The 26,308-nt window shown below is 60.3% G+C and carries 21 protein-coding genes; 7 read left to right on the top strand and 14 right to left on the bottom strand.

The window, feature by feature from the left end; translation table 11 throughout:
• Positions 1-11: 11 nt before the first annotated feature.
• From JOE33_RS08675 to gap, 14 genes are all read right to left on the bottom strand, one after another.
• Positions 12-2,108, bottom strand: a complete 2,097-nt coding sequence (locus tag JOE33_RS08675) for an HlyD family efflux transporter periplasmic adaptor subunit (RefSeq protein WP_187625142.1) — start codon at positions 2,106-2,108, stop codon at positions 12-14.
• Positions 2,108-3,430 (bottom strand): HlyD family efflux transporter periplasmic adaptor subunit, encoded by a 1,323-nt coding sequence (locus JOE33_RS08670; protein ID WP_010436700.1) that lies wholly within the window; start codon positions 3,428-3,430, stop codon positions 2,108-2,110. Before JOE33_RS08670 ends, JOE33_RS08675 begins: the two co-directional genes overlap by 1 nt.
• Positions 3,427-4,176 carry an efflux RND transporter periplasmic adaptor subunit gene (locus tag JOE33_RS08665; protein WP_082429570.1) on the bottom strand — a complete coding sequence of 250 codons (750 nt, stop codon included), beginning with the start codon at positions 4,174-4,176 and terminating at the stop codon, positions 3,427-3,429. The genes JOE33_RS08670 and JOE33_RS08665 overlap by 4 nt, the downstream gene beginning before the upstream one ends.
• A gap of 87 nt (positions 4,177-4,263) precedes the next feature.
• Positions 4,264-6,381: an EAL domain-containing protein gene (locus JOE33_RS08660; RefSeq protein WP_187625141.1), complete on the bottom strand. Its 2,118-nt coding sequence runs from the start codon at positions 6,379-6,381 to the stop codon at positions 4,264-4,266.
• Between the two features lie 9 nt (positions 6,382-6,390).
• The gene (locus JOE33_RS08655) at positions 6,391-6,780 is read right to left on the bottom strand and encodes a response regulator (protein WP_003314036.1); all 390 of its coding nucleotides are present in this window, start codon (positions 6,778-6,780) and stop codon (positions 6,391-6,393) included.
• Complete coding sequence (locus JOE33_RS08650; protein WP_032615797.1) at positions 6,765-8,495, bottom strand: PAS domain-containing sensor histidine kinase; 1,731 nt, start codon at positions 8,493-8,495, stop codon at positions 6,765-6,767. Before JOE33_RS08650 ends, JOE33_RS08655 begins: the two co-directional genes overlap by 16 nt.
• Before the next feature lie 170 nt (positions 8,496-8,665).
• Positions 8,666-10,174 (bottom strand): sigma-54-dependent transcriptional regulator, encoded by a 1,509-nt coding sequence (locus tag JOE33_RS08645; protein ID WP_122579338.1) that lies wholly within the window; start codon positions 10,172-10,174, stop codon positions 8,666-8,668.
• Positions 10,175-10,693: 519 nt separating this feature from the next.
• On the bottom strand, positions 10,694-11,050 hold the full coding sequence (locus JOE33_RS08640) for a DUF5064 family protein (RefSeq protein ID WP_096124952.1): 357 nt from the start codon (positions 11,048-11,050) through the stop codon (positions 10,694-10,696).
• A 98-nt stretch (positions 11,051-11,148) separates the two neighbouring features.
• Complete coding sequence (locus tag JOE33_RS08635) at positions 11,149-11,607, bottom strand: YbaN family protein (protein ID WP_010431683.1); 459 nt, start codon at positions 11,605-11,607, stop codon at positions 11,149-11,151.
• Positions 11,604-12,218, bottom strand: a complete 615-nt coding sequence (locus JOE33_RS08630) for a biliverdin-producing heme oxygenase (protein WP_122693563.1) — start codon at positions 12,216-12,218, stop codon at positions 11,604-11,606. The genes JOE33_RS08635 and JOE33_RS08630 overlap by 4 nt, the downstream gene beginning before the upstream one ends.
• 115 nt (positions 12,219-12,333) lie before the next feature.
• The gene (locus JOE33_RS08625) at positions 12,334-14,913 is read right to left on the bottom strand and encodes a TonB-dependent receptor (RefSeq protein WP_187625140.1); all 2,580 of its coding nucleotides are present in this window, start codon (positions 14,911-14,913) and stop codon (positions 12,334-12,336) included.
• A 121-nt stretch (positions 14,914-15,034) separates the two neighbouring features.
• Positions 15,035-16,000 carry a FecR domain-containing protein gene (locus tag JOE33_RS08620; protein ID WP_187625139.1) on the bottom strand — a complete coding sequence of 322 codons (966 nt, stop codon included), beginning with the start codon at positions 15,998-16,000 and terminating at the stop codon, positions 15,035-15,037.
• A 59-nt stretch (positions 16,001-16,059) separates the two neighbouring features.
• Positions 16,060-16,578, bottom strand: coding sequence for a sigma-70 family RNA polymerase sigma factor (locus tag JOE33_RS08615; protein ID WP_187625138.1), 519 nt, complete (start codon positions 16,576-16,578; stop codon positions 16,060-16,062).
• A gap of 155 nt (positions 16,579-16,733) precedes the next feature.
• Positions 16,734-17,735, bottom strand: coding sequence for a type I glyceraldehyde-3-phosphate dehydrogenase (gene gap / locus JOE33_RS08610; RefSeq protein ID WP_209924067.1), 1,002 nt, complete (start codon positions 17,733-17,735; stop codon positions 16,734-16,736).
• 219 nt (positions 17,736-17,954) lie between these two features.
• Between gap and edd the strand changes: the two genes are divergently transcribed.
• From edd to JOE33_RS08575, 7 genes are all read left to right on the top strand, one after another.
• On the top strand, positions 17,955-19,781 hold the full coding sequence (edd, locus tag JOE33_RS08605) for a phosphogluconate dehydratase (RefSeq protein WP_010431703.1): 1,827 nt from the start codon (positions 17,955-17,957) through the stop codon (positions 19,779-19,781).
• Complete coding sequence (locus JOE33_RS08600; protein ID WP_032615783.1) at positions 19,778-20,743, top strand: glucokinase; 966 nt, start codon at positions 19,778-19,780, stop codon at positions 20,741-20,743. Before edd ends, JOE33_RS08600 begins: the two co-directional genes overlap by 4 nt.
• Positions 20,744-20,793: 50 nt before the next feature.
• Positions 20,794-21,531 (top strand): response regulator transcription factor, encoded by a 738-nt coding sequence (locus tag JOE33_RS08595; protein ID WP_003408952.1) that lies wholly within the window; start codon positions 20,794-20,796, stop codon positions 21,529-21,531.
• 61 nt (positions 21,532-21,592) lie between these two features.
• Positions 21,593-22,999: an ATP-binding protein gene (locus JOE33_RS08590; RefSeq protein WP_010431707.1), complete on the top strand. Its 1,407-nt coding sequence runs from the start codon at positions 21,593-21,595 to the stop codon at positions 22,997-22,999.
• A gap of 169 nt (positions 23,000-23,168) precedes the next feature.
• Positions 23,169-24,455 (top strand): ABC transporter substrate-binding protein, encoded by a 1,287-nt coding sequence (locus JOE33_RS08585; protein ID WP_032615781.1) that lies wholly within the window; start codon positions 23,169-23,171, stop codon positions 24,453-24,455.
• 104 nt (positions 24,456-24,559) lie between these two features.
• Positions 24,560-25,468 carry a sugar ABC transporter permease gene (locus tag JOE33_RS08580; RefSeq protein WP_003314048.1) on the top strand — a complete coding sequence of 303 codons (909 nt, stop codon included), beginning with the start codon at positions 24,560-24,562 and terminating at the stop codon, positions 25,466-25,468.
• The gene (locus JOE33_RS08575) at positions 25,461-26,306 is read left to right on the top strand and encodes a carbohydrate ABC transporter permease (protein ID WP_003433593.1); all 846 of its coding nucleotides are present in this window, start codon (positions 25,461-25,463) and stop codon (positions 26,304-26,306) included. Before JOE33_RS08580 ends, JOE33_RS08575 begins: the two co-directional genes overlap by 8 nt.
• Positions 26,307-26,308: the final 2 nt, after the last annotated feature.

Here is a 26,308-nt window from a genome sequence, read left to right as displayed (position 1 = left end):
ATGTGTCAGCTTCAGAACCCGCTTTCACGCACTCCCAATGCGGCGAGCCGGCGCCAGGTTGCGCCCAGCAGGGATTCGCTGCGGCCGTCCAGCACGGCGACTCCGCGCAGAGGCTGGGAGGGTGCTGCGGTGTTGTCTACCAGTTTGAGGCGTACACCATACTGACCCTGGACCGGCTCGGCGCGTTGATTCTCGTCACGGCGCACAGCAATCGGTCCGTGGTGGTCTGAGCTCAGCGCCTCCTGATCCAGCCAGGCCACACCGTTGGCATCGACCTCCAGCAATTCAACGGCCAGTGATTCGCGCATCGGGTCGTCGGCGATGAAGCGGCCACGATCACCGGGAGTAATACGCCACAGTGCATTTTCTGCCACATAACCACGAATCCGCGTGCCGTTCTCGACAATACGCAACAGGGGATCCTTGGTCGAGACCCAGCGACCGACGCTCAATTGCGGCAGCAGGTCGCGCACTTGTCCGGCCTTTGGCGCGCGCAACACCAAGCGCTCGCGACGTGCTGCCAGACCGCGATATTCGGCAACCGCCTCGGCCAGGCGCTGCTCGAGAATGCCTGCATCGGCGGCCGTTTCGCTACGACCGGCCTGGCGGCGCATCTGCAACTGCAGAATATTGATTTCACGGCGCACGATGCTTTGCCGCGAGTCGATATCCGGAGACTCCAGCTCCATCAGCACTGCGCCCTGTTCGACCTTCTGACCGTCCTGCACGTTGAGCTGTCTGACCCTGGCGGCGGCGGGGGCGTGAATGGCGGTCACGCTTTCGGCCTCCAGCATCACCGGCAGCTCGACACTGCTGTGCCACGGCACGCTCAGCAGTAACAGAAGCGCCAGCAAGCCTGCTGCGCTGAGCAATACACGCGGCGCCTGTGCCTGCTCACGGTTTGACCACCAGTGGCGACATTCCTTGAAAATCGGCAGGAAGATGAACCAGCCCAGCTCCACCAGCATCAGGAAAATCCCCAGCAACTTGAAAAACAGGTGATAGACCGCCAGCGCGATACCGAAAAACAATGCGGCACGCCATAGCCAGGACAGATAGCCCCACCACAGCAGACGACGCTGCATGGCCGGTGACCAGGGCTCGGGCGCAGGCAGACCGTAACCGAACAGTGCCTCGCGCAGCCGCCAGCGACACAGCGCAAAGGCCCGCCCCTGAAGGTTGTCGACTTCCCAAAAGTCGCTGATCAAAAAGTAGCCGTCAAAGCGCATGAATGGATTGAGGTTGACCATGACCGTGGTCAGCCACGTGGCGCTGGCCAGCATGAACGCTGCGGTGCGTGCCGGACCATCGGGCAGCAGCGACCAGGCCAGCAGGGCGACGCACGCCAGCAGCATTTCTGCCAGCACGCCGCCCGCGCCGATCAGCAGGCGGGCGCGTCGATCATTGACCCGCCAGGCATCGCTGACATCGGTGTAGAACAAGGGCAACAGAACCATGAACGCTACACCCATGCTCTGCACCCGGCATCCGGCACGCTTGGCCATGAAGGCATGTCCGAATTCATGACAGAGCTTGGCAAAAAACAGTGCAACGCCGAACGCCAGGGCGCCGCCGAGGCTGAACAAGTGCGGGAACGTGCCGACAAACCGCTGCCAGTCGCGGGCTACCAGAAAAATTCCCAACCCCAGCGTGAGTGGCAGCCCATAGCGCAGCAGCCTTGAACCGTAGCGCGCCAGCCACGGCCAGGCCCGGTTGAGAAAAGCGTCCGGACGCCAGAGCGGGATGCGGAAAAACAGGTATTGATGCAAGAGCATCTGCCACAGCCCATGGCGCGACGCCGCTGCCTTGCCGGCGTAGCTGGCGCGTTGTTCCGGGTCTTGTGCCGCGATCAAGTCATGCCCGCGCAAAAAGCGCAGCAGCTCGTCCACCTCGGTGTTGCCCAGTGGCAGGCCCGGTTCGCGATTGGCAGCCTGGAGCACCCGCGAGGCGTCGCCCAGTGCCCAATGGCGCAACAGGCGAATGGCCTGAGTGCCCAGCTTGAAATAGCGACCGCGGACCGGATCGGCCAGGGTCCAGCGTGGTGAGCCGTCGAGGTCCGGGGCGGCAGGTGTGAGCTGCAGGTCGGCGCGCAGGCTGGGCAGGCTCATTACAGGCCTACACTCTGACGCAGACCGGCAAGAGGGCGGCGCAGCAGGTAAAGCGCCAGAGGCGCGCGGTCACCGAATACCTTGGCGGTGCCGCGCAGACCGATTCGAGGCGGTGGTGAGTCGAGAAAGCTGGCATCCAGGCGGTACGCCAACTGCCCGCCAGGGGTGGCTTGCGCCTCGTACGCCGCCCGCTCCAGTCGAGCGGCGTGACGTTGCAGCGGGTCGCTGTCCAGAAACAGCGCGATTTCTGCATCCGGTTGCAGTGCGATGGCGTCGCCAACCGCCAGTTCGATACGCAGCTCAGCCTGGCTCGGGTCGGCAATTTCCAGCAGCCGTTCACCGGTCTGCACGGGTTTGCCAAGCCAGCGCTGGGCATCGGCAAACACCGCGATACCGTCGCGCTCGGCGCGTACTTCACTGCGTTTCAACAGTTCGCGAGCGTAGTCGCGTTCGGCACGCTTCTGTTCGACGCGGGCTGCCAGCAGGTCGATTCGCGAACTGGATTCGGCGTCAGCGAAAGAGCGTTGCGAATTGGCTTTCAGTTCTGCTTCGGCAACGCCCAACGCACGCTCGGCCACGTCGGCCTGAGCCTTGAGGGTGGTGTTCTCGAAGCGCAGCAGCAAATCACCGGTCTTGACGATCTGGTTGGGCTTGACCAGAAACTCGGCCACCACACCGTCCAGCGGTGCGGCCACTACCCGCCCGCCCAGCGGTACGACCTCGGCCGGTGCCAGCACCGACTGACGCACCGGAATCAGCAGGCACAGCAATGCCAGCATCGCCAACAGAGCCTGACGTTTACGATTGAACCGCAAGCGCCAAGGTTTACCGGGTTGCAGGGCGAGCCATGCATGGCTGCAGGTATCGCCCAGTTGTGCCAGCAGGACTTGCTCTGCCGGAGCCCAGGGTGTGTCGCGGGCCAGCCACAGGCCGCCAAAGACATCACCTTTGCGATCCTGTAGCGGCAGCCAGAAAACATGCGGTGCCGACAGACTGTTCCAGTCGTCGCGTACCGAAGCGCTCAGCGAGTCCATGTGCACGACGCGGGCGGGTTTGACCTGCTCGAGTTTGAGCAGTTGGCCGACCGCATGCTCGACGAAGGCCACAAACGGCGCATTCGGCTCAATGACGCTGACACCCGTCACCGCGCGCACCTTACCGGCAATTATCAGCGCCGCATGACGGTAGCCGAACAGCCCCTGGCTATCGTTGACCAGGCTGTAGGCCAGTTGCTCGGTGGTGGGCGCGGCGCGGGTCAGCCGTTCAAGGTCGAGAAACTGCGCGAAAACCCTTTCAATCGCGCCCTGTGCAGAGGCGTTCACTTGAGCTCCGCAAAATGTGCTGTGCCGCTCATGCCTCCCAGCAGACCCTCGGCCTTGGGCAGGCTGGCGATGAGCAGCAATGTCTGGCTGCCTTCATCGATGCGCGCACCCAGGCGCTTGATGGTGGCGGTCAGCGGCTGGCCCGTCTCGTCGGGAACGAAACTGAAGGTTTGTCCGGGCTTGAGTCTGCTCATCCAGCGCGAGGGCACCAGCAGGTGGATTTCCAGCGTGCGGTTATCGACGATTTCGAGCATCGGTGTACCAGCTGCAACACTCTCGTACCGCTTGACCTTGCGCTCCACGACTTGTCCGTCGTATGGCGCAACCACGCTGCAACGCTTGATCTGTACCTGATAGACGCCGGACTGCGCCTGGGTTTCGGAGAGCCTGGCCTCTGCGCGAGCCACCTCGAAACGGCCCACCGAGTTGAGCGCTGCCAGTTGCCGGTTGTGGGCAAGTTCCTCACTGGCCCCGCGACTGGCTGCCTGGGCTGCATTGAGTTGTGCCTGATAGGCCGAACAGTCGAAGCGGGCAAGTGTGTCGCCCTTGTTGAACGACTCGCCTTCCTGGAAAGGAAGATCAACGATGCGGCCCGACAGTTCGCTGGCAAGAACCGCTTGATTGGTCGCCCGCAGTACGCCCCTGGCGTCATTGGACGAGGCGGATGTACCGGCTGTTGCGTTGTCCTCGATCAACCCCGCATCGCTGGGCGTTTGCGCCTGAGCCAGGCCCGCCACACTTAGCATCCCTACAAGTACAGCCGGCAAACAGCGCATGCAGCGAACTCCTTGAAAAATGGCATGATCGGCACAGCGTGTGCCGATGACACTGGCTTATCCGGCGCGGCTTTCCGGTGAGCGCAAAAATGTTTCGAGCTCGTCAAGCGGCAGCGGCTTGCTGATCAGATAGCCCTGAATTTGATCGCAGTGGTTTTCACGAAGGAACGCCAGTTGCTCAGGGGTTTCCACACCCTCGGCGATCACCTGCAGGTCGAGGCTGTGAGCCAGCTCGATGATGGCTCTGGCGATGGCCGCATCCTGCGGGTTGCTGGTCACTTCGCGAATGAACGCGATGTCGATTTTAAGCTTGTCGATAGGGAATCGGCGCAGGTACGCCAGACTTGAATAGCCGGTGCCGAAATCGTCGATGGAAATACTCACGCGATTGGCCCGCAGCGCTCCCAAGGTGGCGATGGTGTGCGCGGTATTTTCCATCAACGAACTTTCTGTCAGTTCGACCTCGAGCCACTGCGGCGCAACATTATGTTTTTCGAGTGCCTGACGGATGTCGGCCACCAGGCTGCTGCTGGAAATCTGTTGCCCGGAAATGTTGACCGCTACCTGAAACAATCCCAACCCGGAGCGCTGCCAGCGCGCGATCTGGGCGCAGACGCTGTCGACGACCCAGTTGCCGACTTCACCGATCAGGCCGAGGCTTTCCAGCACGGGAACGAATACAGCAGGCGAAACGCCTGGGTGGCCAGGGCGTGGCCAGCGCAACAGTGCCTCAAGTCCGCAGATACGGTCGTTGTTCAGGTCCAGCTTGGGCTGGTAGACGATTTCGAAGGCCTGGTTACGCACCGCTTCGCGCAGCGCGGCCTCCAGGTCCAGGCGTGCCGAAACGTCGGCGTTCATCTGCGGCGTGTAGAACCGGTAGTTGTCCGGGCCGATCTTTCGGGCGCTGTTCATGGCGGTGTAGGCATGTCTGATCAGCTCGCGTGAGTCTTCGCCATCCTCCGGGTACAGCGCAATACCGATGCTGGCGGTCATGACCAGGCTCTGGCCTTCTATGCGGAAGGGCGCTCGCAATGCGTTGCGGATGCGCTCGAGCGTTTGCCGGGTATCCGCCTGGCCGGGACGAAGCATCAGAATCAGGGCGAACTGATCGCCGTCCACGCGGCCAAGGGTGTCGCTGGCATTCAGGCAGTTCGACAGTCGGCGGCTGACTTCCAGCAGCACCTCATCGCCCAGCACATGCCCCCAGGTTTCGTTGATGTTCTTGAAACCGTCGATATCGACCGTCAAGGCCGCCAGCTTCCAGCGACTGATGGCCGCCTGGGTCATGCCCATTTGCAGGCTGGTAAAAAACAGGTCGCGGTTGGGCAGGCCGGTCAGCGTGTCGTAGTGAGCCATGGTCAGCAGGCGTTGGTCGCTTTCCTTGCGCCGGGTGATGTCGCGCACGATGCCGACGATGACCCAGTCCTCGCCGGTGCGGTAAGCCTGGCGATGGATTTCGACCTCGACATCCCGGCCGCTCTTGTCGCGAATCTGGGTTTCCAGAGGTTCGCTGGGGCCTTTACCGGCAATGATCTGGTCGTACACGACCTCAAGCTGCTCCATGGATGTTTCGCCCAGTTCGGCAGGCGTCTTGTGCGACAGCTCCTCGGCGGTATACCCCAGCAACTGGCAGGCCCGGCGGTTGAATTCGATCAGGCTCATGGTGTTGCGGTTGATCAGGAAGATCGCGTCTTCGGAGGCGTCCATCACCGTGCGAAAACGCTCAAGATCGATGGTCCGTTGCTGCAATTGATCTTCGAGGATCAGGCTGTGGCTCTTCAGGTAGTCGCCGAACGCCTTGAGGCGCAGCAGATTACGCACGCGCAGCCACAGTTCGGCGCTGTCCACAGGCTTGTTGAGGTATTCCTCGGCCCCGGCCTCCAGCCCCGACAGGCGGGAACTCTGGTCGTCGAGTGCCGAGAGCATGATGATCGGTATATTGGCGGTGCCCTTTTCGGCCTTGATCTGGCTGGCGACCTCATAGCCGTCCATGCCCGGCATCATGATGTCCAGCAGGATCAGGTCGGGTGCCTGTCGTTTGATCATGGCCAGCGCCAACTCGCCTGATTCCGCCGTCAGTGTCCGATAACCCTGGTTCTGCAAGAGCACCTCCAGCAGGTCCCGGACATGGACGTCGTCATCGATAATCAGGATGGTCGCGGCGCTCTGGGTCATATCGAATGCTCAGGTAATGGGCTGTTGAGGCAGATTTTTTTCCAGCAGGGTGTCGATGACCCGGTACAACTCCTTGTAGCGCAACGGCTTGATGACATAAGCGTTGCAGCCCGCCAGTCGGATCTTTTCCTTGTCTTCCTTCATGGCCATCGCGGTCAGTGCGATCACCGGGATCGCAGCTGTGCCGGCGTCTTTCTTCAACAGCGATGTGGCGGTCAGGCCGTCCATTTCCGGCAGATGGATGTCCATCAGGATCAGGTCGGGCTGACGCTCGCGAGCCAGTTTCAGGCCGCTTTCGGCATCGACGGCCGACAGCACGGCGTGCCCGGCGCTGGTCAGCAACAGCTCTGCCAGACGCATGTTCGCCGCATTGTCTTCAATGATCAGGATCTGGGCCATCGTGCCTCCGCTGATTCAGGTTGGCGGATGGGCAGCCACACCACGAAGCGCGCGCCGAGGTCCTTCACGCTGGCGACTGCGACGCAGCCGCCGTGAAGTTCGGTCAGTTGCTTGACCATCGCCAGGCCCAGGCCGGTGCCTTCGAATTTGCGTGCCAGGCCGCTGTCGATCTGGCTGAACGCCTTGAACAGCTTGTTCATGTCGCTCTGGGCGATGCCGATTCCGGTGTCGCTGACACTCAGTTCCAGAAACTGCTCACAGTCACCGGACGGAAGCGCGAACCCGTAGGTCGGCCAGTCACCGTCGATAAGACCTGCCTGGGAAGATGGCACCAGACGCACCGCCAGCGTCACCCATCCCCCCGGCTCGCTGAATTTCACGGCGTTGGCCAGCAGGTTGTAGACGATCTGTTTGGTCTTGCGCCGGTCGAGCTCAAGCACGCCGAAGTCGGCCTCTGTTTCCAACTTCAACTGAATATGTTGCAGGGCGGCCTGCTCGCGAACGATCAGCAGGCTGTTGCTCAGCAGTTCGTCCAGATCGACTGACTCGAGCTCCAGCGTCATCATCCCGGCCTCGACCTTGGACAGGTCGAGGATGTCATTGATCAGCGACAGCAGGTGCTGGCCGCTGTTGAAGATGTCGCCTATGTAGCGTCGCTGGGCATCGGTCATGTCGCCAACCATGCCGTCCTTGAGCGCTTCGGAGAAACCGATCACGGCGTTGAGCGGCGTGCGCAGCTCGTGGGACATGGTGGCAAGAAACTCGGACTTCATGTGGCTGGCGTGTTCCAGCTCGATATTCTTTTCTTCCAGCGTCCGCTCGAAACGCTTGCGCTCGGTCACGTCACGGGCTGCGGCGAACACACCCTTGAGCTTGCGGTCACGGTCATGAAAGGTCGCAGCGTTGTAGGACACTACGGTTTCAGTGCCGTCGTAGGCGCGCACAGTGAGTTCGTAGTCGCTGACCTTGTGCTCACTGAGCACGCGCTTGATCGCGGCATCGGCACTCGCCGGGTCAGTGAAGAAGTTCTTGCAGGGCGCACCGATCAACTCGTCGCGGGTACGTCCGGTCAGCGCCATCATCTGCTTGTTGACGTCGGAAATGATGCCTTGCGGATCGGTCATCATCAGCGCATCAATGTTCGATTCGATCAGCGAGCGGGTATAGAACTGTTGGTCCCGCAAGCGCTGATCAAGCAAGGCCTGAGCCTCTTCCTCCTGCTTGCGTGCAGTGTTGTCGGTGCCGATCAGCAGATAACCGATGATGGTTTCGGCGCTGTCGCGCAGGGACGTGACCGAGACCATGGCCGACAGGCGGCTGCCGTCCTTGCGGATGTAGGTCAGTTCGTAGATGTCTTCGATGCCCCGCGAGGCCTTGAACACCAGGGCCTCGAAGCCCGGCGTGATAGGCGTGTTGAGTTCATGGCTGAGGGCTGCCGCGCGGATGATGAGTTCGGCGGGGTCGGAGATGTCCGCAGGTGTGATTTTGTCGACCACGTCCTCGGAGTGATAACCGAGCATGCGTTCGGCGCCGACATTGAATATCTGGATAACGCCGTGTTCGTCGGTTGCGATACTTGAGAAGTAGGCACTGTTGAAAATTGCATCCTGCAGCGCACCGGTCTTGAGGAGGATTTTCTGACGGCGAGATTCGACGATTTTTTCAGCGCGAGACTGAGCGTCGACAAGCGGGCGGTCCACTGGCGAGGTTGGCATATGACTTCCCGGTACTAGCTGACCTTTTTGCCATTACGGCCGTAATCACACTACGGACACCCATTCAAATGGATGATAAGAGGTTTACTGACGATACCAGATCGTTATCGGCAGATTAGTTATTAAGTGAAACTTTTCGGAATATATTTTTGATACATGACGCCGATAGACTAACGCTTGTCGGGAATTCCGTATTTTCGCAGGCGATGAGCGATGGCGGTGTGCGAAGTATGCAGGCGATTGGCCAGTTGACGGGTTGAAGGGTAGTCCGCGTAAAGCTTTTCCAGCAGATTCCGCTCAAAGGCTTCGACGGCATGTTCGAGGCTGTCGATCGAGCTGTCGTTCTGACGGGCCACTGCAGTGCCGGCGATATCGAGGTCGCCTATATCCACTTGAGTGTGTTCGCAGATGGCAGCCGCGCGAAAAATAACGTTTTGCAATTGCCGCACATTGCCTGGCCAGCGGTTGCTAAGCAGGGCAGGGTAGGTGCCGGGTGCAAGCCTGCAGACCGGACGCTGAATCTGTGCGCACGCCTGCTCCATGAAGTACCGGGCCAGCAGCAGGATGTCCTGACCGCGCTCGCGCAACGGCGGAACCTCCAGATTGAGGACGTTAAGGCGGTAGAACAGGTCTTCGCGGAAGGTGCCTTCGCTGACCATCTTTTCCAGATCACGGTGGGTGGCGCTGAGAATGCGCACATTGACCCGCACTTCCCGATCGCCACCGACGCGCCGGAAGCTGCCATCGTTGAGAAAACGCAGCAGTTTGGCCTGCAGATAGGGTGACATTTCGCCGATTTCATCGAGAAATACGGTGCCTTGGTTGGCCAGTTCCATCAACCCCGGTTTGCCGCCACGCTGGGCGCCGGTAAAGGCCCCAGGGGCATAGCCGAACAGTTCGCTTTCGGCGAGGTTTTCCGGCAGCGCGGCGCAGTTCAGAGCCAGGAACGGTTCGCCGTGGCGGGCGCTGCTGGCGTGACACGCGCGGGCCACCAACTCTTTGCCGGTGCCCGTTTCGCCCTGAATCAGCAGCGGTGCGTCCAGCGCCGCCACACGTTGCGCCCGCGCCTTGAGCGTGCGGATAGCGGCCGAGTCACCGAGCAGTGCGTCGAAACCTTCGGCGTGATCGTGGTGCAATGCCGACAGGCGTTCGCCGATTCGGCTGGGCAGGTACAGGGTAATCAGCGCGCCGGCTTCGGTGATCGGCGTGGCATCCAGCAGCAGCGCTTCTCCGTTCAGGGTGATCTCGCGCAGCGGCAGGCGAAAGCCGTTTTCCAGCAACGCGACGTGCAGACTGGGGTCACTGAACAGCTCACCGATGGATTCGCCCGCCGGCTCCCGGCCAATCAGTGCGATGAGTGCCGGGTTGGCCAGCAGCACATGTCCGGCGCTGTCCAGAGCCAGCACCGGGTCGGTCATGGCGGCGAGCAACGCGTCCAGTTGCAGGTGGCGACGCTGACCCGGAAGGATATCGACCACGGTGATAGCCTCGACACCACGGACCCGAAACAGCGCGTCCTTGAGCTCTTCAAGCATCTGATGACTGAGCGTCGGGGCATCGATGTACACGTTGGGCGGCACCATCTCCACCGCGTCCAGATTCAGATTGCGTCCACCCAGGATTGCCAGCACTTCCTGGGTGATACCGACGCGGTCGATGAAGCTGACATGGATGCGCATGAGGCGTTGACGGCTCGCGAATGAGAAGGCGGCAAGTATGCCTTGTGGCGGCAGGTTTGGTGAAATCCGCTGGTGTGCTTCGGAGCCTGCCGTTCCTCACGCTACTGCACGATGGTGTTCTCCCGGATGCCTATCGTTCCTCACGCTCCCGCGTGGGATGCCTTTCGTGACGCTCTGAGTCATGGATTTATGCCGTCCCGCCTATTCAGGAGAGAACGCAGAGCGTCCAGAACGGCATGCCCACGCGGAGCATGGGCACGATGGTGTTTTCCGATGCCTCATTGCTGCCCGCTGGTGTTCTTGCAGGCACCTATCGTTCCTCACGCTCCAGCGTGGGAATGCCCTTCGTGACGCTCTGCGTCATGGATTTATGCCGTCCCGCCTATTCAGGAGAGAACGCAGAGCGTCCAGAACGGCATGCCCACGCGGAGCATGGGCACGATGGTGTTTTCCGATGCCTCATTGCTGCCCGCAGGTGTTCTTGCAGGCATCTATCGTTCCTCACGCTCCCGCGTTGGCTTACTCCAGATGCTCTGGATTAACCGGGTCGCCTGATTTGGCGTGGAGCTTGTCGCGAATGTCCGCGAACATTCGGTCGTAGTCCTTGTGCTGGGCGATGGGCAGTGCGGCCGAGTTGGGCAAGCCGTGCCTTATCGCGATGCGACTCGCATCGTGGGCGAAGTTGAAGGCAAGGTCGCGAGGCAACTGAAATTGCTCTTCGAACGGCTTGCCATTGATTTCGCCCTGCATGGTGAAGTGCATGGACGTGCCTTGCTTGGGATCTTCCTCCACGTTGTAGCGCAGGTGGATGTCATAGTTGATATCCGACGGTTGAAGCGCCACGTGGGTGAGGTGCAGATGGCCTGGCTCGTACATGAAGTGACTCCATCAAGTGGTGAGTGTGCTCAGTCAGACACTGACCGCGACCGGACGGTTCAGCCTTGTGCAGAGTGCTGCTCGCCTCATGCCGGCGCTCAACGGTCGATTTTGTCCGGCTCCGGTCTCGACCATATCCATAGATTGCCCAGCGCCATCCCCGTGAGCGCCAGGTACAGCCACCATGCATGACCGATCAGGCTCAGCATCACCACGGCACAGACAAGCATGCTGATGGTAGCGCTGATCTTGGCCTTGCGGGCGACCAGTCTGCCGTTGCGCCAGTTGTACAGAATCGGGCCGAACACACGATGGTTTTCCAGCCAGGCGTTCAGGCGCGGCGAACTGCGTGTTGCCGCCCACGCCGCCAGCAGAATGAATTCTGTGGTCGGCAGGCCGGGAACGAAGATCGCGACGATGCCTATGCCCAACGCGGTATAGGCGAGGATGCCGTATAAAAGGCGTGAAAGTCTTGAGCCGGGTGGTTTGTACGTCATGGTCTCTACAGGCAGGTTCGGGGAGCCCGGCCAGCTTAACAGCACCGGGCGCTTTTTCATGCCTGGGTCATGTCTGCAACGGGAGCATCGGCGTAGGCGTATTGCAGCAATACGTTGAAACGCTCGAATGCGGCGATGGCGCCGCGATCGAGTTCTGCTTCCTGTTCGGCAGTCATTGGCAGTTCATCAAGCGTTCTGACAAAGGCTTTCCAGCCGGCAGCCCGACCCCCGGCAGGCTCGCCCAGGTGCCGCGCACCAAAGCTGTCGCTCAGGTTCAAGGCCTGGGCTCGTTTGATCAGGAACGCTGCACCGAGCTTGGAACCCTCTGAAACAAATAGCCAGCCGAGCGCTTCTGCGTTGCTCGGTTTTTGTACTGCACCTGCCAGCGGCAGGGGAAGGTCCATGTTCAGGTCGGCAAGGTCTGCCCTTGTCTGTTCGGCCCGGCAGCGTGCCGGCAGGTCGCTGATGATCGCTTCAAGGGCAGAGTCGCTGTAAAGGTGTTGCAGTTCGGTCTGGAACAGATACTGGGCAACCACGAAGCGCGAATAGCTGCCCAGCGTGTCAAACGGCGCATGGGCCTTGACCGCCTTATCGAGCTGTTCATGTGGCGCGTGGGTGATCTGGTTCAGGCGTTGTGAACGCAGGGCCGGTATGGTCGGGTCGAGAGGCATCGAAGTCTTCCTTGCTGAAAAATAGGGCTTGTTGAATGGACGAACAGCCAGCCCCGAGAGCGTAAAAAAAGCCTGCCGCCAGTTTTTGACGGCGGGCTTTCAGTCACTGTCGGGCTCAGATGTCCCACACCACGTTGACGCTGAAATTGCGTCCGGGCTGGGTCAGGCGATCAAGGTTTGCGGGTGCGGTAACGCCGGCTTCTCCCACGCCGTCGTAGCCGCGCACATCGTCCCAGCGCCAGTATTTTTTGTCGGTCAGGTTGTACAGGCCGGCATTCACGGTCACGTCGTTGCTGACCTTGTAATAGCCGGTCAGGTCCAGAATGCCGAAGCCCGGTGTCCTGAACTGACTGGAGGTGCCGTCCGGCGTATGAAAGCTGCTGTCATCCACGCGGCTCTTGCGCTTGACCAGTGTCCAGCCCAACAGCCCGCCATAGTCATTGCGGTCGTAACCGAGCCCGACGACACCGGTCAGCGGGTTGACGCTGTTGAGCGGCTCGCCCGTGTCGTTGTTGCGGCCGTGCAGATAGGCGATGGAGGCCTGGCTGTAAAGGCCGTTCGGGGCACCCAGACTGTCGAGGTTGATGCGGCCTTTCAGCTCGGCGCCTTTGAGGGTGGCGTGCCGGATGTTGTTGGACTGGAACGTGAGTTCGCTGTACCCGGGTGTGATGGCGTCCTCGTTGATGAAATCGCGGTACTTGTTGTAGAACACCGCAATGTCGAACGAGCCTGACTCGAAGCGACCGCGCAGGCCGGTTTCGTAACTTTTGCTGGTTTCGGGCTTCAGGTTGGGATTGGGTTCGACCACATAGCCGGCCGTCGGGTTTTCGAAGCGTCCGTATATCGACTTGGCCGAAGGGGTGCGAAAGCCTTCGGCATACTGGCCGTACCACGTGTAGGCATCACTGAGTGCATAGGTCACGCCCAGTTTGGGTGACAGGCGATGCCAGGTCCGCGTTTCATCGTTCGCCTGGTCTGGGTCGGTCAGGCTGACCGATCTGAGGAATTGCGAGGTGAATGTCGGATCGAGCCGGGTGTGGTCGTAACGCACGCCGGGCAGGAAGGTCCAGTCATTCCAGCTGATCTGGTCCTGTGCGAACAACGCGTAGCTGGTGATGGTCGGGTCGGGAAAATCACTCGTTGCGGCCAGCCGGTCGCTCGGGCTGTCCGCACCTGCAGCGCGGCAGGAGCCGAAGACTCGCGCACAGGTGCCGCTGCCGCTGCGCAATCCGGTGACTTTCTGACGCTTGATCGTTGTGCCGTAGGTCAGCACATGGTCAGTGCTGGCGATGGAGAATGCCTTGTCCAGCTGGGCATCGAGCACCCACTGTTTCTCCTGGTATTGCGTGTTGCGATCACGAATGACATCGCGGGAGAACGGAAAGTAGCGCTCCCGGGTACTCTGATCGGTTTTCGCGATCTGGTAGTTCAGGCTCCACTTGACGTTATCGACCAGCAGGCTGTCGAGGGCGAAGCTGTTTTCGATGCCGAAGCGCTCGCGGGTGATGGTGTCGTTACCCTCGCGTGACCGATACATCCCCAGACCGCTGCCGTTGGTGAACGGCCCACCGACTGCGCTTTTCAGATTGCTGTCGCGGTCGTCCTTGTACTTTTCATAGGCCAGCGCCAGACGCGAACCGTCGCCATAGTTCCAGCCCAGTTTGCCCAGCACGTTGGTACTGCGCGCATCCTGAGGGTTGGCTTGCGTGCGGCTCAAGCCGGTACCGCCGGTGCTGCCCCAGGATTCGGTTTCATGGCCATTGCGCTGGCTGAGGTGCAGCACGCCATCGAAATCGCCCTGACGGCCTGCAACGGTGGCCGAGTTGAGCCAGCTTTCGTCTGCGGAGCTGTAGCCGGTCTTCAGCCGCGCGCCGACATCCTTGCCGGGCTTGATGATGTCGTCCGGGTCCAGTGTGTAGTAGCTGACCACGCCACCAATGGCGCTGCTGCCGTACAGGGCCGAAGCGGGACCGCGGAGGATTTCCACTCGCTTGACGATCTCCGGGTCGACATAGTTGCGGTGAGTCTGCGCATAGGGACCGGTGAAAAAGCTGTCGGGCACTTCGACGCCGTCGACCTGGGTCAGGATGCGGTTGCCGTCGATACCGCGAATGTTATAGCCGGTCGTGCCCGCACGCTGGCCTGCGCCACCCACGGAAACCCCCGGCTCGTAGCGCACCAGGTCACGGAGTGTGTTGACGTTGCTGCGATCCAGTTCCTCACGGGCATGTACGCTGACAGTGCTCGGCACCGTGGCGACACCCTGTGCCTGGCGTGTGGCGCTGACGGTGATCTGATCCAGCGCCAGGACGCCAGCGGTGGTGGCGCGTTTTTCCAGCACGACGCTGTTGTTGCCCAGATTGCGGTAGTTCAGCGAGCTGCCGGAGAGCATCCTTTCCAGGGCCTGAGCAGCGCTCAGTTCGCCGCTGGCTCCTGGAGAGATGACGTTTTGGGCCAGGTCCGCCGACATGCCTACCTGCCAGCCGGTCACGCGGCTGAACTCGTTCAGCGCCGATACCAGAGGTTGCTGACTGATCGAGAACGGGTAGGTGCCAGCCGGGCGTGTCGCCGGGGTGTCTGGACTGGCTGCACTGGCGTGTGCAATCTGCAGACTGCTGCCCAGTACCGCAATCGTCAGCAGAGAAAGCATGAACCTTGCGCGTTGTCGGGCGACAGGCGTGAACGTGGATGACATCGGTAGCGCTCCCTGGGGTGTTGCTCGTCATAGTGTTTACAAGCTGTTTCAAAATGAGAATCAGTTGCATTGGCTATGACTAGACGAACGGGCAGTCGCTATCGAGTAAAAAAACTTTGCTTCAGTTGAGGATTACCAGCGCGGGCATTTCATGAATGCTTGCCGAGGTTATCTGCGCCAGCGAGCGCACTACGTCGAGCGGGTTGTCCAGGCGATAGTTGCCGGTAACGGCAACACGGTCCAGTTGCGCATTGGTGCTGACGATCCAGCCGGGATAGTAACGACGCAGCTCAGTCAGGACCTCGCTCAGTGGGGAGTTGTCGAAGATCAGTCGGCCCTGCACCCAGGCCAGATCCCGGACCGGGTCAAGCTTTTCACGGTGCCCGAAGCCGCCAGGCCCCACGCGAACACTGTCTCCAGCCCCCAGGCTGACGCTGGAGTCACCGTGGGTGGCATGCACGTCGACAGCGCCGCGCTGCACTTGCACCTGCGTGACGCCGTTCAGATAGCGCACCGAAAACGCGGTGCTGTTGGCGCTCATGCGTACCGGGCCAGCTTCGATTTCCAGCGGCAGTCCTGGCTTCGGCGTGACGTCGAAGAAGGCTTCGCCCCGATACAAGCGGGCAGAGCGCTGTTTTTCTCCGATCTGGCTGGAGAAGGCCGAATCAGTGTTGAGCAGCACCTTCGAACCGTCCGCCAGTTCCAGGCGCTGGCGTTCACCGACGACCGTCAGATGATCGGCCTGCAGGCGCAACGGCAGATTGCTGAAGCTGAACAGCCCCAGCAGCAACACCGCTGCAGTGGCCAGAGGTTTCCAGTGGGGACGGACACGCTGCCATGTCGAGCGCTTGCGCGGTGGTGCAATATTTTCCGCTGCGTGCCGAACCGGCTGCGAGCTCCAGAGTGCCCAGGCCTTCTCGAATGCGCGGGTATGTTCGGGATCGGCATTCAGCCATTCCTGAAAACGGGCCTGCTGTGCATCGTCTGCACCTTCCAGTTCGATCAGCCAGGTCAGGGCCTGATCCATTGCAGCGTTGCTCAACACGTCCTGCGCAATCGCGTGCGGGCGTTCTGTGTTCGGGGCCACGGTGTTCCTCGGTAATCCTGAAACTGTATCGATATGAGTCTGGCAGCGTGCGGCAGGGCTCAGGGCGGGTCAAGCCTGGAAAGAACGCCTACACAGATCGCCATGATCAGTTTCAATTCTTTTTGTACGGTACTGGCAGAGACCTGCAACTGCTCGGCAATTTCCAGATAACTGCGGCCATCGAGGCGGCTGAGGGTAAAGATTTTCTGCTGGCGCGGGCTCAGCGTGCTCAGACTGGCGCTGAGGCTGTCCAGCAAGCGCTTGGCGTGTGCAGCATCTTCGGGCGAGCCCAACTGGGCCACAACACTTTCGAGTCGCGCAGGCGACACGTCTTCGAGCATGGTCCGGCCATGGATGCGCCGCGCACGCAAATGATCCAGCGCCAGGTTGCGAGCGGTCTGGAAAACGAAGGGTTCAAGATGATCGACAGGGTGTTCGGTCAATGCTCGGCTGACGCGCAGCCAGGTTTCCTGGAGCAGGTCTTCGGCAGCGCTTTGATTGCCGACCATGCGTTGCAGAGTGCGTAAAAGAACCGGGCGCTGGGCCAGAAACACTTTGTTGAAGTCTGAGTGCGACACAGAGAAGCCTGACCGGAGATGCGAGCAAATGATAATGCTTCTCATCTTCTGGACCGGTCAACCCTGGATCTGTAAATATTTGTCCGCAGACGCCCGCAACTGCATGCCCACGCAGTGCATGGGCATGAGAGCAGGTGTTGCTGGACAGCTATCCTTTACTGCGCGTTATGCAGTGCCAGGCAGTTGTCGAGCATGCGTTTGGAGAACGCCCATTCGTTGTCGTACCACGACAGCACCTTGAGCAACTTGCCGCTGACCTTGGTGTGATTGGCGTCGAAGATCGACGACAGCGGGTTGTGGTTGAAGTCATGGGAGACCAGCGGCAGGGTGTTGTAACCGAGCACCTTGGAATGCTGACTGGCTTCTTTCATCAATGCGTTGACTTCATCAGCGGTGGTTTCGCGCTTCAGGGTCACGGTCAGGTCGACCAGCGAAACGTTGATGACTGGTACGCGTACCGCCATGCCGGTGAGTTTGCCTGCCAGCTCCGGCAGTACCAGGCCTACCGCTTCGGCAGCGCCGGTCTTGCTCGGGATCATCGACTGCGTGGCCGAGCGAGCGCGGTACGGATCGGTGTGATAGACATCGATCAGGTTCTGGTCGTTGGTGTAGGCATGAATGGTGGTCATCAGGCCGTTTTCGATACCCAGCTCGCGGTGCAGCACTTGGGCGACCGGGGCCAGGCAGTTGGTGGTGCACGAGGCGCTGGAGATGATCTGGTGCGACTGGCGCAGCGTGTCGTGGTTGACACCATAGACGATGGTGGCATCGGCACCGCTGGCTGGCGCGGAGATAATCACCTTGCGGGCGCCGGCGGTGAGGTGCGCGGCAGCCTTGTCGCGGCTGGTGAACAGACCGGTGCATTCGAACACCACGTCGATGTCCTGCGCTTTCCACGGCAGCTCGGCCGGATTGCGGATGGCACTGACCGAAATACGGTCACCATTGACGGTCAGGCTGTCCTTGTCGCACTCGACCGTGCCGCTGAATGGGCCGTGTACGGTGTCGAAGCGCAGCAGGTGTGCGTTCATTTCGCTGTCGCCAAGATCGTTGATGGCGACGACCTGCAGGTCCTGACGGTAGCCTTGGGTATACAGTGCGCGTAGGACGTTGCGGCCGATTCGGCCAAAACCGTTGATTGCGATACGAAGAGTCATACAGCCGTCCTTCTGAATTTGTTGTTGGAATTACAAGATTATTCTCATAGAAATAGAAAACAAGCCTTTTTAGTGGCAATATTTTGTTTTATCTACAACTACAAGCCTGAAAGGCACTCCCAGTTGATCGAGATCAGGGTTTTGCTCCCTGACAGTCACTGCTCGAAAACCGGAGCCGTCTTTACGGGTGACCTTAGACGTTAGCCTGGAGTTCATCACATGCATCCCCGCGTCCTTGAAGTAACCGAGCGTCTCATCGCCCGCAGTCGCGATACCCGTCAGCGCTACCTTCAATTGATTCGCGGCGCAGCGAGCGATGGCCCGATGCGCGGCAAGCTCCAATGCGCCAACTTTGCCCACGGCGTCGCTGCCTGCGGACCGGAAGACAAGCAAAGCCTGCGTCTGATGAACGCCGCCAACGTGGCAATCGTCTCTTCCTACAACGAGATGCTCTCGGCGCATCAGCCCTACGAACACTTCCCAGCCCAGATCAAACAGGCTTTACGTGACATTGGTTCGGTCGGGCAGTTTGCCGGCGGTGTGCCGGCCATGTGCGATGGCGTCACCCAGGGCGAGCCGGGCATGGAACTGGCCATCGCCAGCCGTGAGGTGATTGCCATGTCTACGGCGGTCGCCCTGTCACACAACATGTTCGACGCCGCTATGATGCTGGGCATCTGCGACAAGATCGTGCCCGGTCTGATGATGGGCGCGTTGCGTTTCGGTCATCTGCCGACCATCTTCGTGCCCGGCGGGCCGATGGTTTCAGGCATCTCCAACAAGGAAAAAGCCGACGTACGGCAGCGCTATGCGGAAGGCAAGGCCACCCGTGAAGAGTTGCTCGACTCGGAAATGAAGTCGTACCACGGTCCGGGAACCTGCACCTTCTACGGCACCGCCAACACCAACCAGTTGGTGATGGAAGTCATGGGCATGCACCTTCCGGGTGCTTCATTCGTCAATCCCTACACACCATTGCGTGACGCACTGACCGTCGAAGCGGCTCGCCAAGTGACGCGTCTGACCATGCAAAGTGGCAGCTTCATGCCGATTGGCGAGATCGTCGACGAGCGCTCGCTGGTCAACTCCATCGTTGCGCTGCACGCGACAGGCGGTTCGACCAACCACACCCTGCACATGCCGGCCATCGCTCAGGCCGCCGGCATTCAGCTGACCTGGCAGGACATGGCCGACCTGTCCGAAGTGGTGCCAACCCTCAGTCACGTCTATCCCAACGGCAAGGCCGATATCAACCACTTCCAGGCAGCTGGCGGCATGTCGTTCCTGATTCGCGAGCTGCTGGCTGCCGGTCTGCTGCACGAAAACGTCAACACCGTGGCCGGTTATGGCCTGAGCCGCTACACCAAGGAGCCGTTCCTGGAAGACGGCAAACTGGTCTGGCGTGAAGGGCCGCTCGAAAGCCTCGATGAAAATATCCTGCGCCCGGTTGCTCGTCCGTTCTCGCCTGAAGGTGGCCTGCGGGTCATGGAAGGCAACCTGGGCCGTGGCGTGATGAAAGTGTCCGCCGTGGCGCCTGAGCATCAGATCGTCGAAGCGCCGGCCAAGGTGTTTCAGGATCAGAAAGAGCTGGCCGATGCCTTCAAGGCGGGCGAGCTGGAGTGCGATTTCGTCGCTGTGATGCGCTTTCAGGGCCCGCGCTGCAATGGCATGCCCGAGCTGCACAAGATGACGCCGTTTCTGGGTGTCCTTCAGGATCGCGGGTTCAAGGTTGCGCTGGTCACCGATGGACGCATGTCGGGCGCCTCGGGCAAGATCCCGGCGGCGATTCATGTCTGCCCGGAAGCGTTCGATGGTGGCCCGCTGGCGCTCGTGCGTGATGGTGATGTGATTCGCGTGGATGGTGTAAAAGGTACGTTACAAGTTCTGGTCGAAGCGTCAGAATTGGCCGCCAGAGAACCGGCCATCAACCAGATCGACAACAGTGTCGGCTGCGGTCGCGAGCTTTTTGGATTCATGCGCATGGCCTTCAGCTCCGCAGAGCAAGGCGCCAGCGCCTTTACCTCTAGTCTGGAGACGCTTAAGTGAAGTTGGCCCTGGTCGGTGATATAGGCGGTACCAATGCACGTTTTGCCATTTGGGAAGACGACACGCTGCATTCTGTCCGGGTATTCCCGACCATTGACTACGCAGGCCCGGAGAAGGCCATCGAAGTCTATCTGCAGGATCTGGAGCTGCAGCGCGGCGATATCGGTCATGTATGCCTGGCGGTGGCCGGGCCGGTCGATGGCGATTTTTTCCAGTTCACCAACAGCCACTGGCAACTGAGCCGCAAGGCTTTCTGTGCCGATCTGCAGGTCGATGAACTGCTGCTGATCAACGACTTTACCGCCATGGCGCTGGGCATGACCCGGCTCAAGGACGATGAGTACCTGACGGTCTGCCACGGTGTCGGCAAGCCTGATCGGCCGCGCGTGGTGGTGGGGCCCGGCACCGGGCTGGGCGTCGGTACGCTGATCAAACTCGAAGACAGTCGGTGGATGGCGTTGCCGGGCGAGGGCGGTCATGCCGATCTGCCCATCGGCACTGCGCGTGAGGCACTGCTGTGGACGCGGTTGATGGCCGAGCACGAACATGTCAGCGCCGAAGTCGTGCTCAGCGGTGCGGGCTTGCTGTTGCTGTATCAGGTCAGCTGCGCGCTGGACGACATCGAACCGGTGCTCAAGTCGCCTGCCGCGATCACCACTGCTGCGCTGTCGGGCGACCCGGTAGCCGCAGCGGTACTCGAACAGTTCTGCGTGTTTCTCGGCAGAGTGGTCGGCAATCATGTGCTGGCCCTGGGCAGCCTGGGCGGGGTTTATATCGTCGGCGGCGTGGTGCCGCGCTTCACGGAATTTTTCATCAACAGCGGGTTCAAGCGCGCCATGGCCGAGAAGGGCGTCATGAGCGACTATTTCAACGGCCTGCCGGTGTGGCTAGTTACGGCCGAATACCCGGGCCTCATGGGTTCAGGCGTGGCACTGCAACAGGCGTTTGGTGCGCAGATCTGAGCGATATGGCATAACAATAAAAATTCACAGCCAGACAAGGACGCTTCAACTTGAGCCCAGTCAGTAAATCGATCCTGTTGGTGGATGACGACCAGGAAATTCGCGAGTTGCTGGACACCTACCTGAGCCGCGCCGGTTTTCAGGTGCGCACGGTGGGCGATGGCGCGGATTTCCGCCGGGCGTTCAATGACGAACCGAGCGATCTGCTGATCCTTGACGTCATGCTGCCCGATGAAGACGGTTTCAGTCTGTGCCGCTGGATCCGCCAGCATCCGCGCCAACCGCATGTGCCGATCATCATGTTGACCGCCAGTTCGGACGAAGCCGACCGGGTCATCGGTCTTGAATTGGGGGCCGATGATTACTTGGGCAAACCGTTCAGCCCACGTGAGCTTCAGGCCCGTATCAAGGCGCTGCTGCGACGTGCCCAGTTCGGTCAGGAGCGTCCGGGTGGCGACGTGATCCTGTTTGATGAGTGGCGACTGGACATGGTCAGCCACCGACTGTTTCACAATGACGGCGAAGAGGTGATTCTGTCCGGCGCCGACTTCGCGCTGCTCAAACTGTTTCTCGACAACCCCCAGCAGATTCTCGACCGCGACACCATCGGCAATGCCACGCGTGGGCGTGAGCTGATGCCTCTGGAGCGAATCGTCGACATGGCGGTCAGTCGCCTGCGGCAGCGTCTGCGCGACACCGGCAAGTCACCGCGTCTGATCCGCACCATTCGCGGCAGTGGTTACCTGCTGGCCGCGAACGTCAACTCGCAAGCAGGCAACGGCTATTAAACCGACTGGGGCAGGAGCGAAGAGAACCGGCCTGCCTCTGCCGCGCTCGTTGCTGGGGCGCATGTTGTTGCTGACCTTGCTGGCGGTTTTGCTGGCTCAGGCGCTGTCCAGCGTGATCTGGTTGTCACAGCTGCGTGCCACGCAGATGGAAGGCCTGGTGACCAGTGCACGCAGCCTGGCGTACTCGATGGCGGCCAGCGTCAGCTACTTTCGCTCATTGCCGCTGGCTTACCGGCCTATGGTGCTCGACCAGCTGCGCAGTATGGGCGGCACACGGTTCGTGGTGTCACTCAACGATCACCCGCTGGACATGCAGATCATGCAGCCCACCCCTCGCAAGCAGGCGGTGCTGGATGTGGTTGGCGAGGTGCTGCGCCAGCGTCTGGGCAATGGGCCGGATATCACCGTATGGTTTGCGCGGCCCGAAGAACTGCGGATTTTCAACAGCGGCCTGAAGCTCGACGAGTTGCCGCGTTCGTGGGCGCATTATGCGCTGACACTCGAGCCGGTGAACCCGCCGGTGCTGGTCACGCAAATCGAAATGGCGCCCGGCGAGTGGTTCTATATCGCTTCTCTTTTGCCTGAACCCTACACCTCGCTGGAGGAACAGGAACTGCCTCTTCAGCAGGTGTCGTTCATTGTCCTGACCAGCGCATTTCTGCTGTTGTTCATCGGTCTGCTGGTGCACTGGCAGAGTCGCCCGCTCAAGCGCCTGGCGCGGGCCGCACGGGACATGTCACTGGGCGCGGACGTCGAGCCTGTGGTCGAGGGCGGCGGCAGCGAAGTCATCGAGGTCAGCCGGGCGTTCAATGCCATGCGCACGCGAATCAGTCGCTACCTGACCGAGCGGGGGCAGTTGTTCAGTGCCATTTCCCATGATCTGCGTACGCCCATCACCCGTTTGCGCTTGCGGGTCGAGCTGCTTGAGGATGAGCAGCTGCAACGCAAATTCAGTCGCGATCTGGACGAGCTGGAGTTGCTGGTCAAAGGCGCGCTGCAGTGCGTCAAGGACACCGACATTCATGAAAATATCGAGCCGGTGGACCTCAATGCGCTGCTTGAGTGTCTGGTCGAACCTTGGCTGCTTGCTGACGGCAACGGGCGTGTCACACAGCAGGGTGAGGCACAGGCGGCCTATTCAGGCAAACCGCTGGCGCTCAAGCGCTGCATCGGCAACCTGATCGACAATGCGCTCAAATACGGTCACCGCGCGCACCTTAAGGTCGAGGACGATGCCCAGGCGTTCGTGCTGCATGTCGATGACGAAGGCCCTGGCGTTCCCGAGCAGCGTCTCGAACACGTTTTCGAACCGCATTTCCGTCTGGCAGGCAGTCAGCAGCAAGGCTATGGCCTCGGCCTGGGGATCGCTCGCAACATTGCCCACAGTCATGGCGGCGAAGTCAGCCTGCAGAACCTGCGTGATGGAGGGTTGCGGGTAACGTTGTACCTGCCGAGAACGGCGGAATGAATTGCCGGGCAGTGGCTTTTGGCTAGTGATTACAGCGGTATTTGAATTGTCACCATCCTGTGACAATCGCGCGTCCCTTCGTTACTGTCGTCGCCTCAGGCTTGGTTAGACTCCCACGAAGCGCAAGCACCAGACTTGCTCATGCATAACAACAAGAAAGGTCAATTCGATGAATTCCATGTCACGTCTCGCTGTTGTCATCTCTCTCGCTTCGTTGTTCCCTCTGAGCGCTAATGCCGCTGAATCCAAAGGCACCGTAGAAGTCGTGCACTGGTGGACGTCGGGTGGCGAGAAGGCTGCGGTCGATGTTCTGAAAGCTCAGGTTGAAAAGGACGGCTTTACCTGGAAGGACGGCGCCGTTGCAGGCGGCGGCGGCTCCACGGCCATGACCGTACTCAAGAGCCGTGCGGTTGCTGGCAATCCTCCCGGTGTAGCCCAGATCAAAGGCCCGGATATCCAGGAGTGGGCCTCTACCGGTCTGCTCGATACCGATGCGCTGAAAGAGGTCGCCAAGTCCGAGAAGTGGGACTCCCTGCTGGACAAGAAAGTCTCCGACACCGTTAAGTACGACGGTGATTATGTCGCAGTGCCGGTGAACATTCACCGCGTCAACTGGCTGTGGATCAACCCTGAAGTCTTCAAGAAAGCCGGTATCGACAAGGCGCCGACTACGCTCGAAGAGTTTTATGCGGCAGGCGACAAGCTGAAAAAAGCCGGCTTCATCCCGCTTGCCCACGGTGGCCAGCCTTGGCAGGACAGCACCGTCTTTGAAGCTGTCGTGCTCTCGGTCATGGGCGCTGACGGCTACAAGAAAGCCCTGGTCGATCTGGACAACGGCGCGTTGACCGGCGCAGACATGGTCAAGTCGCTCACCGAACTCAAGAAAGTCGCGACCTACATGGATGCCGATGGCAAGGGCCAGGACTGGAACCTGGAAGCTGGCAAAGTCATCAATGGCAAGGCCGGCATGCAGATCATGGGTGACTGGGCCAAGAGTGAATGGACCGCAGCCAAAAAGGTCGCCGGCAAGGATTACCAGTGCGTAGCCTTCCCGGGCACCGAAAAGGCGTTTACCTACAACATCGACTCGCTGGCCGTCTTCAAGCAGAAAGACAAGGGCACGACTGCCGCACAGCAGGATCTGGCCAAGGTCGCCATGGGCGAGGACTTCCAGAAGGTCTTCAGCATCAACAAGGGTTCGATCCCGGTTCGTGAAGACATGCTGTCCGACATGAGCAAATACGGTTTCGACTCGTGTGCGCAAACCGCTGCGAAGGACTTCCTGGCTGATTCGAAAACCGGTGGTCTGCAGCCAAGCATGGCACACAACATGGCAACTACGCTGGCAGTGCAGGGCGCGTTCTTCGATGTGGTGACCAACTACATCAATGACCCGAAAGCTGATCCGGCCGAAACAGCCAAAAAGCTGGGCGCTGCGATCAAGTCTGCCAAGTAATTCGTTCTGAACCGCCTTTAACCGTCGTCCGCAGTGTTGAAATCCCTGGTTGATTTCACCTGCGGCTGCGGCCTGGATTCGATATACCGCATGGGATACTCCCGATGAGCTCTGTCGCTGCGAACAGCAAAGCCTCGCCAATGGATGCGCTGCAACGCTGGCTACCAAAACTGGTGCTGGCCCCCAGCATGTTCATCGTGCTGGTGGGTTTCTATGGCTACATCCTCTGGACATTCGCACTGTCGTTCACCAACTCGACGTTTCTGCCTTCCTATAAATGGGTCGGTCTGGCGCAGTACGCGCGTCTCATGGACAACGATCGCTGGTGGGTGGCAAGCAAGAACCTTGCGGTCTTTGGCGGGATGTTCATCGCAATCAGCCTGGTGATCGGGGTCCTGCTGGCCGTCCTGCTGGACCAGCGGATTCGTCGCGAAGGCATGATTCGCACTATCTACCTGTACCCGATGGCGCTGTCGATGATCGTCACCGGTACTGCCTGGAAATGGCTGCTCAACCCTGGCCTTGGCCTGGACAAGATGCTGCGCGACTGGGGCTGGGAAGGCTTTCGTTTCGACTGGCTGATTGACCAGGACCGCGTGGTCTACTGCCTGGTCATCGCCGCGGTATGGCAGTCCTCCGGCTTCGTCATGGCGTTGTTTCTGGCAGGTCTGCGTGGCGTCGATCAATCGATCATTCGCGCGGCCCAGATGGATGGCGCGAGTTTGCCGATGATCTACTGGCGCGTCGTGCTGCCAAGCCTGCGCCCGGTGTTCTTCAGTGCCGTGATGATTCTCGCGCACATTGCGATCAAGAGTTTCGACCTGGTAGCCGCGATGACCGCCGGTGGCCCAGGTTATTCATCCGACCTGCCGGCGATGTTCATGTACTCGTTCACCTTTAGCCGCGGCCAGATGGGCATGGGTTCTGCCAGTGCCATTCTGATGCTCGGCGCGATCCTGGCGATTCTGGTGCCGTATCTGTATTCCGAGCTGAGGACCAAACGCCATGACTAGTCATGTTGGCAAACCGGGCATCAGCTTCAGTCGTGTTCTGATTTACGCCGTGCTGATGCTGGCCTGTCTGATTTATCTGGTGCCGCTGGTGGTGATGCTGTTCACCAGCTTCAAGACCCCCGAAGACATCGGCACCGGCAACCTGTTGAGCTGGCCGAGCGTAGTGACCGCAATCGGCTGGATAAAGGCCTGGGACCTGGTCGATGGTTATTTCTGGAACTCGATAAAAATCACCGTTCCGGCGGTGATCATCTCCACCGCAATCGGCGCGCTCAATGGCTATGTGCTGTCGATGTGGCGCTTCAAGGGGTCGCAGCTGTTCTTCGGTCTGTTGCTGTTCGGTTGCTTTCTGCCGTTTCAGACCGTTCTGCTGCCGGCATCCTTCACACTGGGCAAGATGGGCCTCGCCAACACGACCACCGGGCTGGTGTTTGTTCATGTGGTCTACGGGCTGGCATTTACCACGCTATTCTTCCGTAACTACTACGTCAGCATTCCCGACGCGCTGGTCAAGGCTGCACGACTTGACGGTGCCGGTTTCTTCACCATCTTCGGGCGCATCATTCTGCCGATGTCCACGCCCATCGTGATGGTCTGCCTGATCTGGCAGTTCACCCAGATCTGGAACGATTTCCTGTTCGGCGTTGTGTTCTCCAGTGGCGATTCTCAGCCGATAACTGTGGCTCTGAACAATCTGGTCAACACCAGCACAGGTGCCAAGGAATACAACGTTGACATGGCGGCGGCGATGATTGCCGGCCTGCCGACACTGCTGGTCTACGTACTGGCTGGCAAGTATTTCCTGCGTGGGCTCACGGCCGGCGCGGTCAAGGGGTAATC

The sequence above is a fragment of the Pseudomonas sp. PvP027 genome (assembly GCF_017833005.1).
Lineage (GTDB): Bacteria > Pseudomonadota > Gammaproteobacteria > Pseudomonadales > Pseudomonadaceae > Aquipseudomonas > Aquipseudomonas congelans.
Note: the sequence above shows the minus strand (reverse complement) of the source record. Positions and strands in the feature narration are given on the sequence as shown.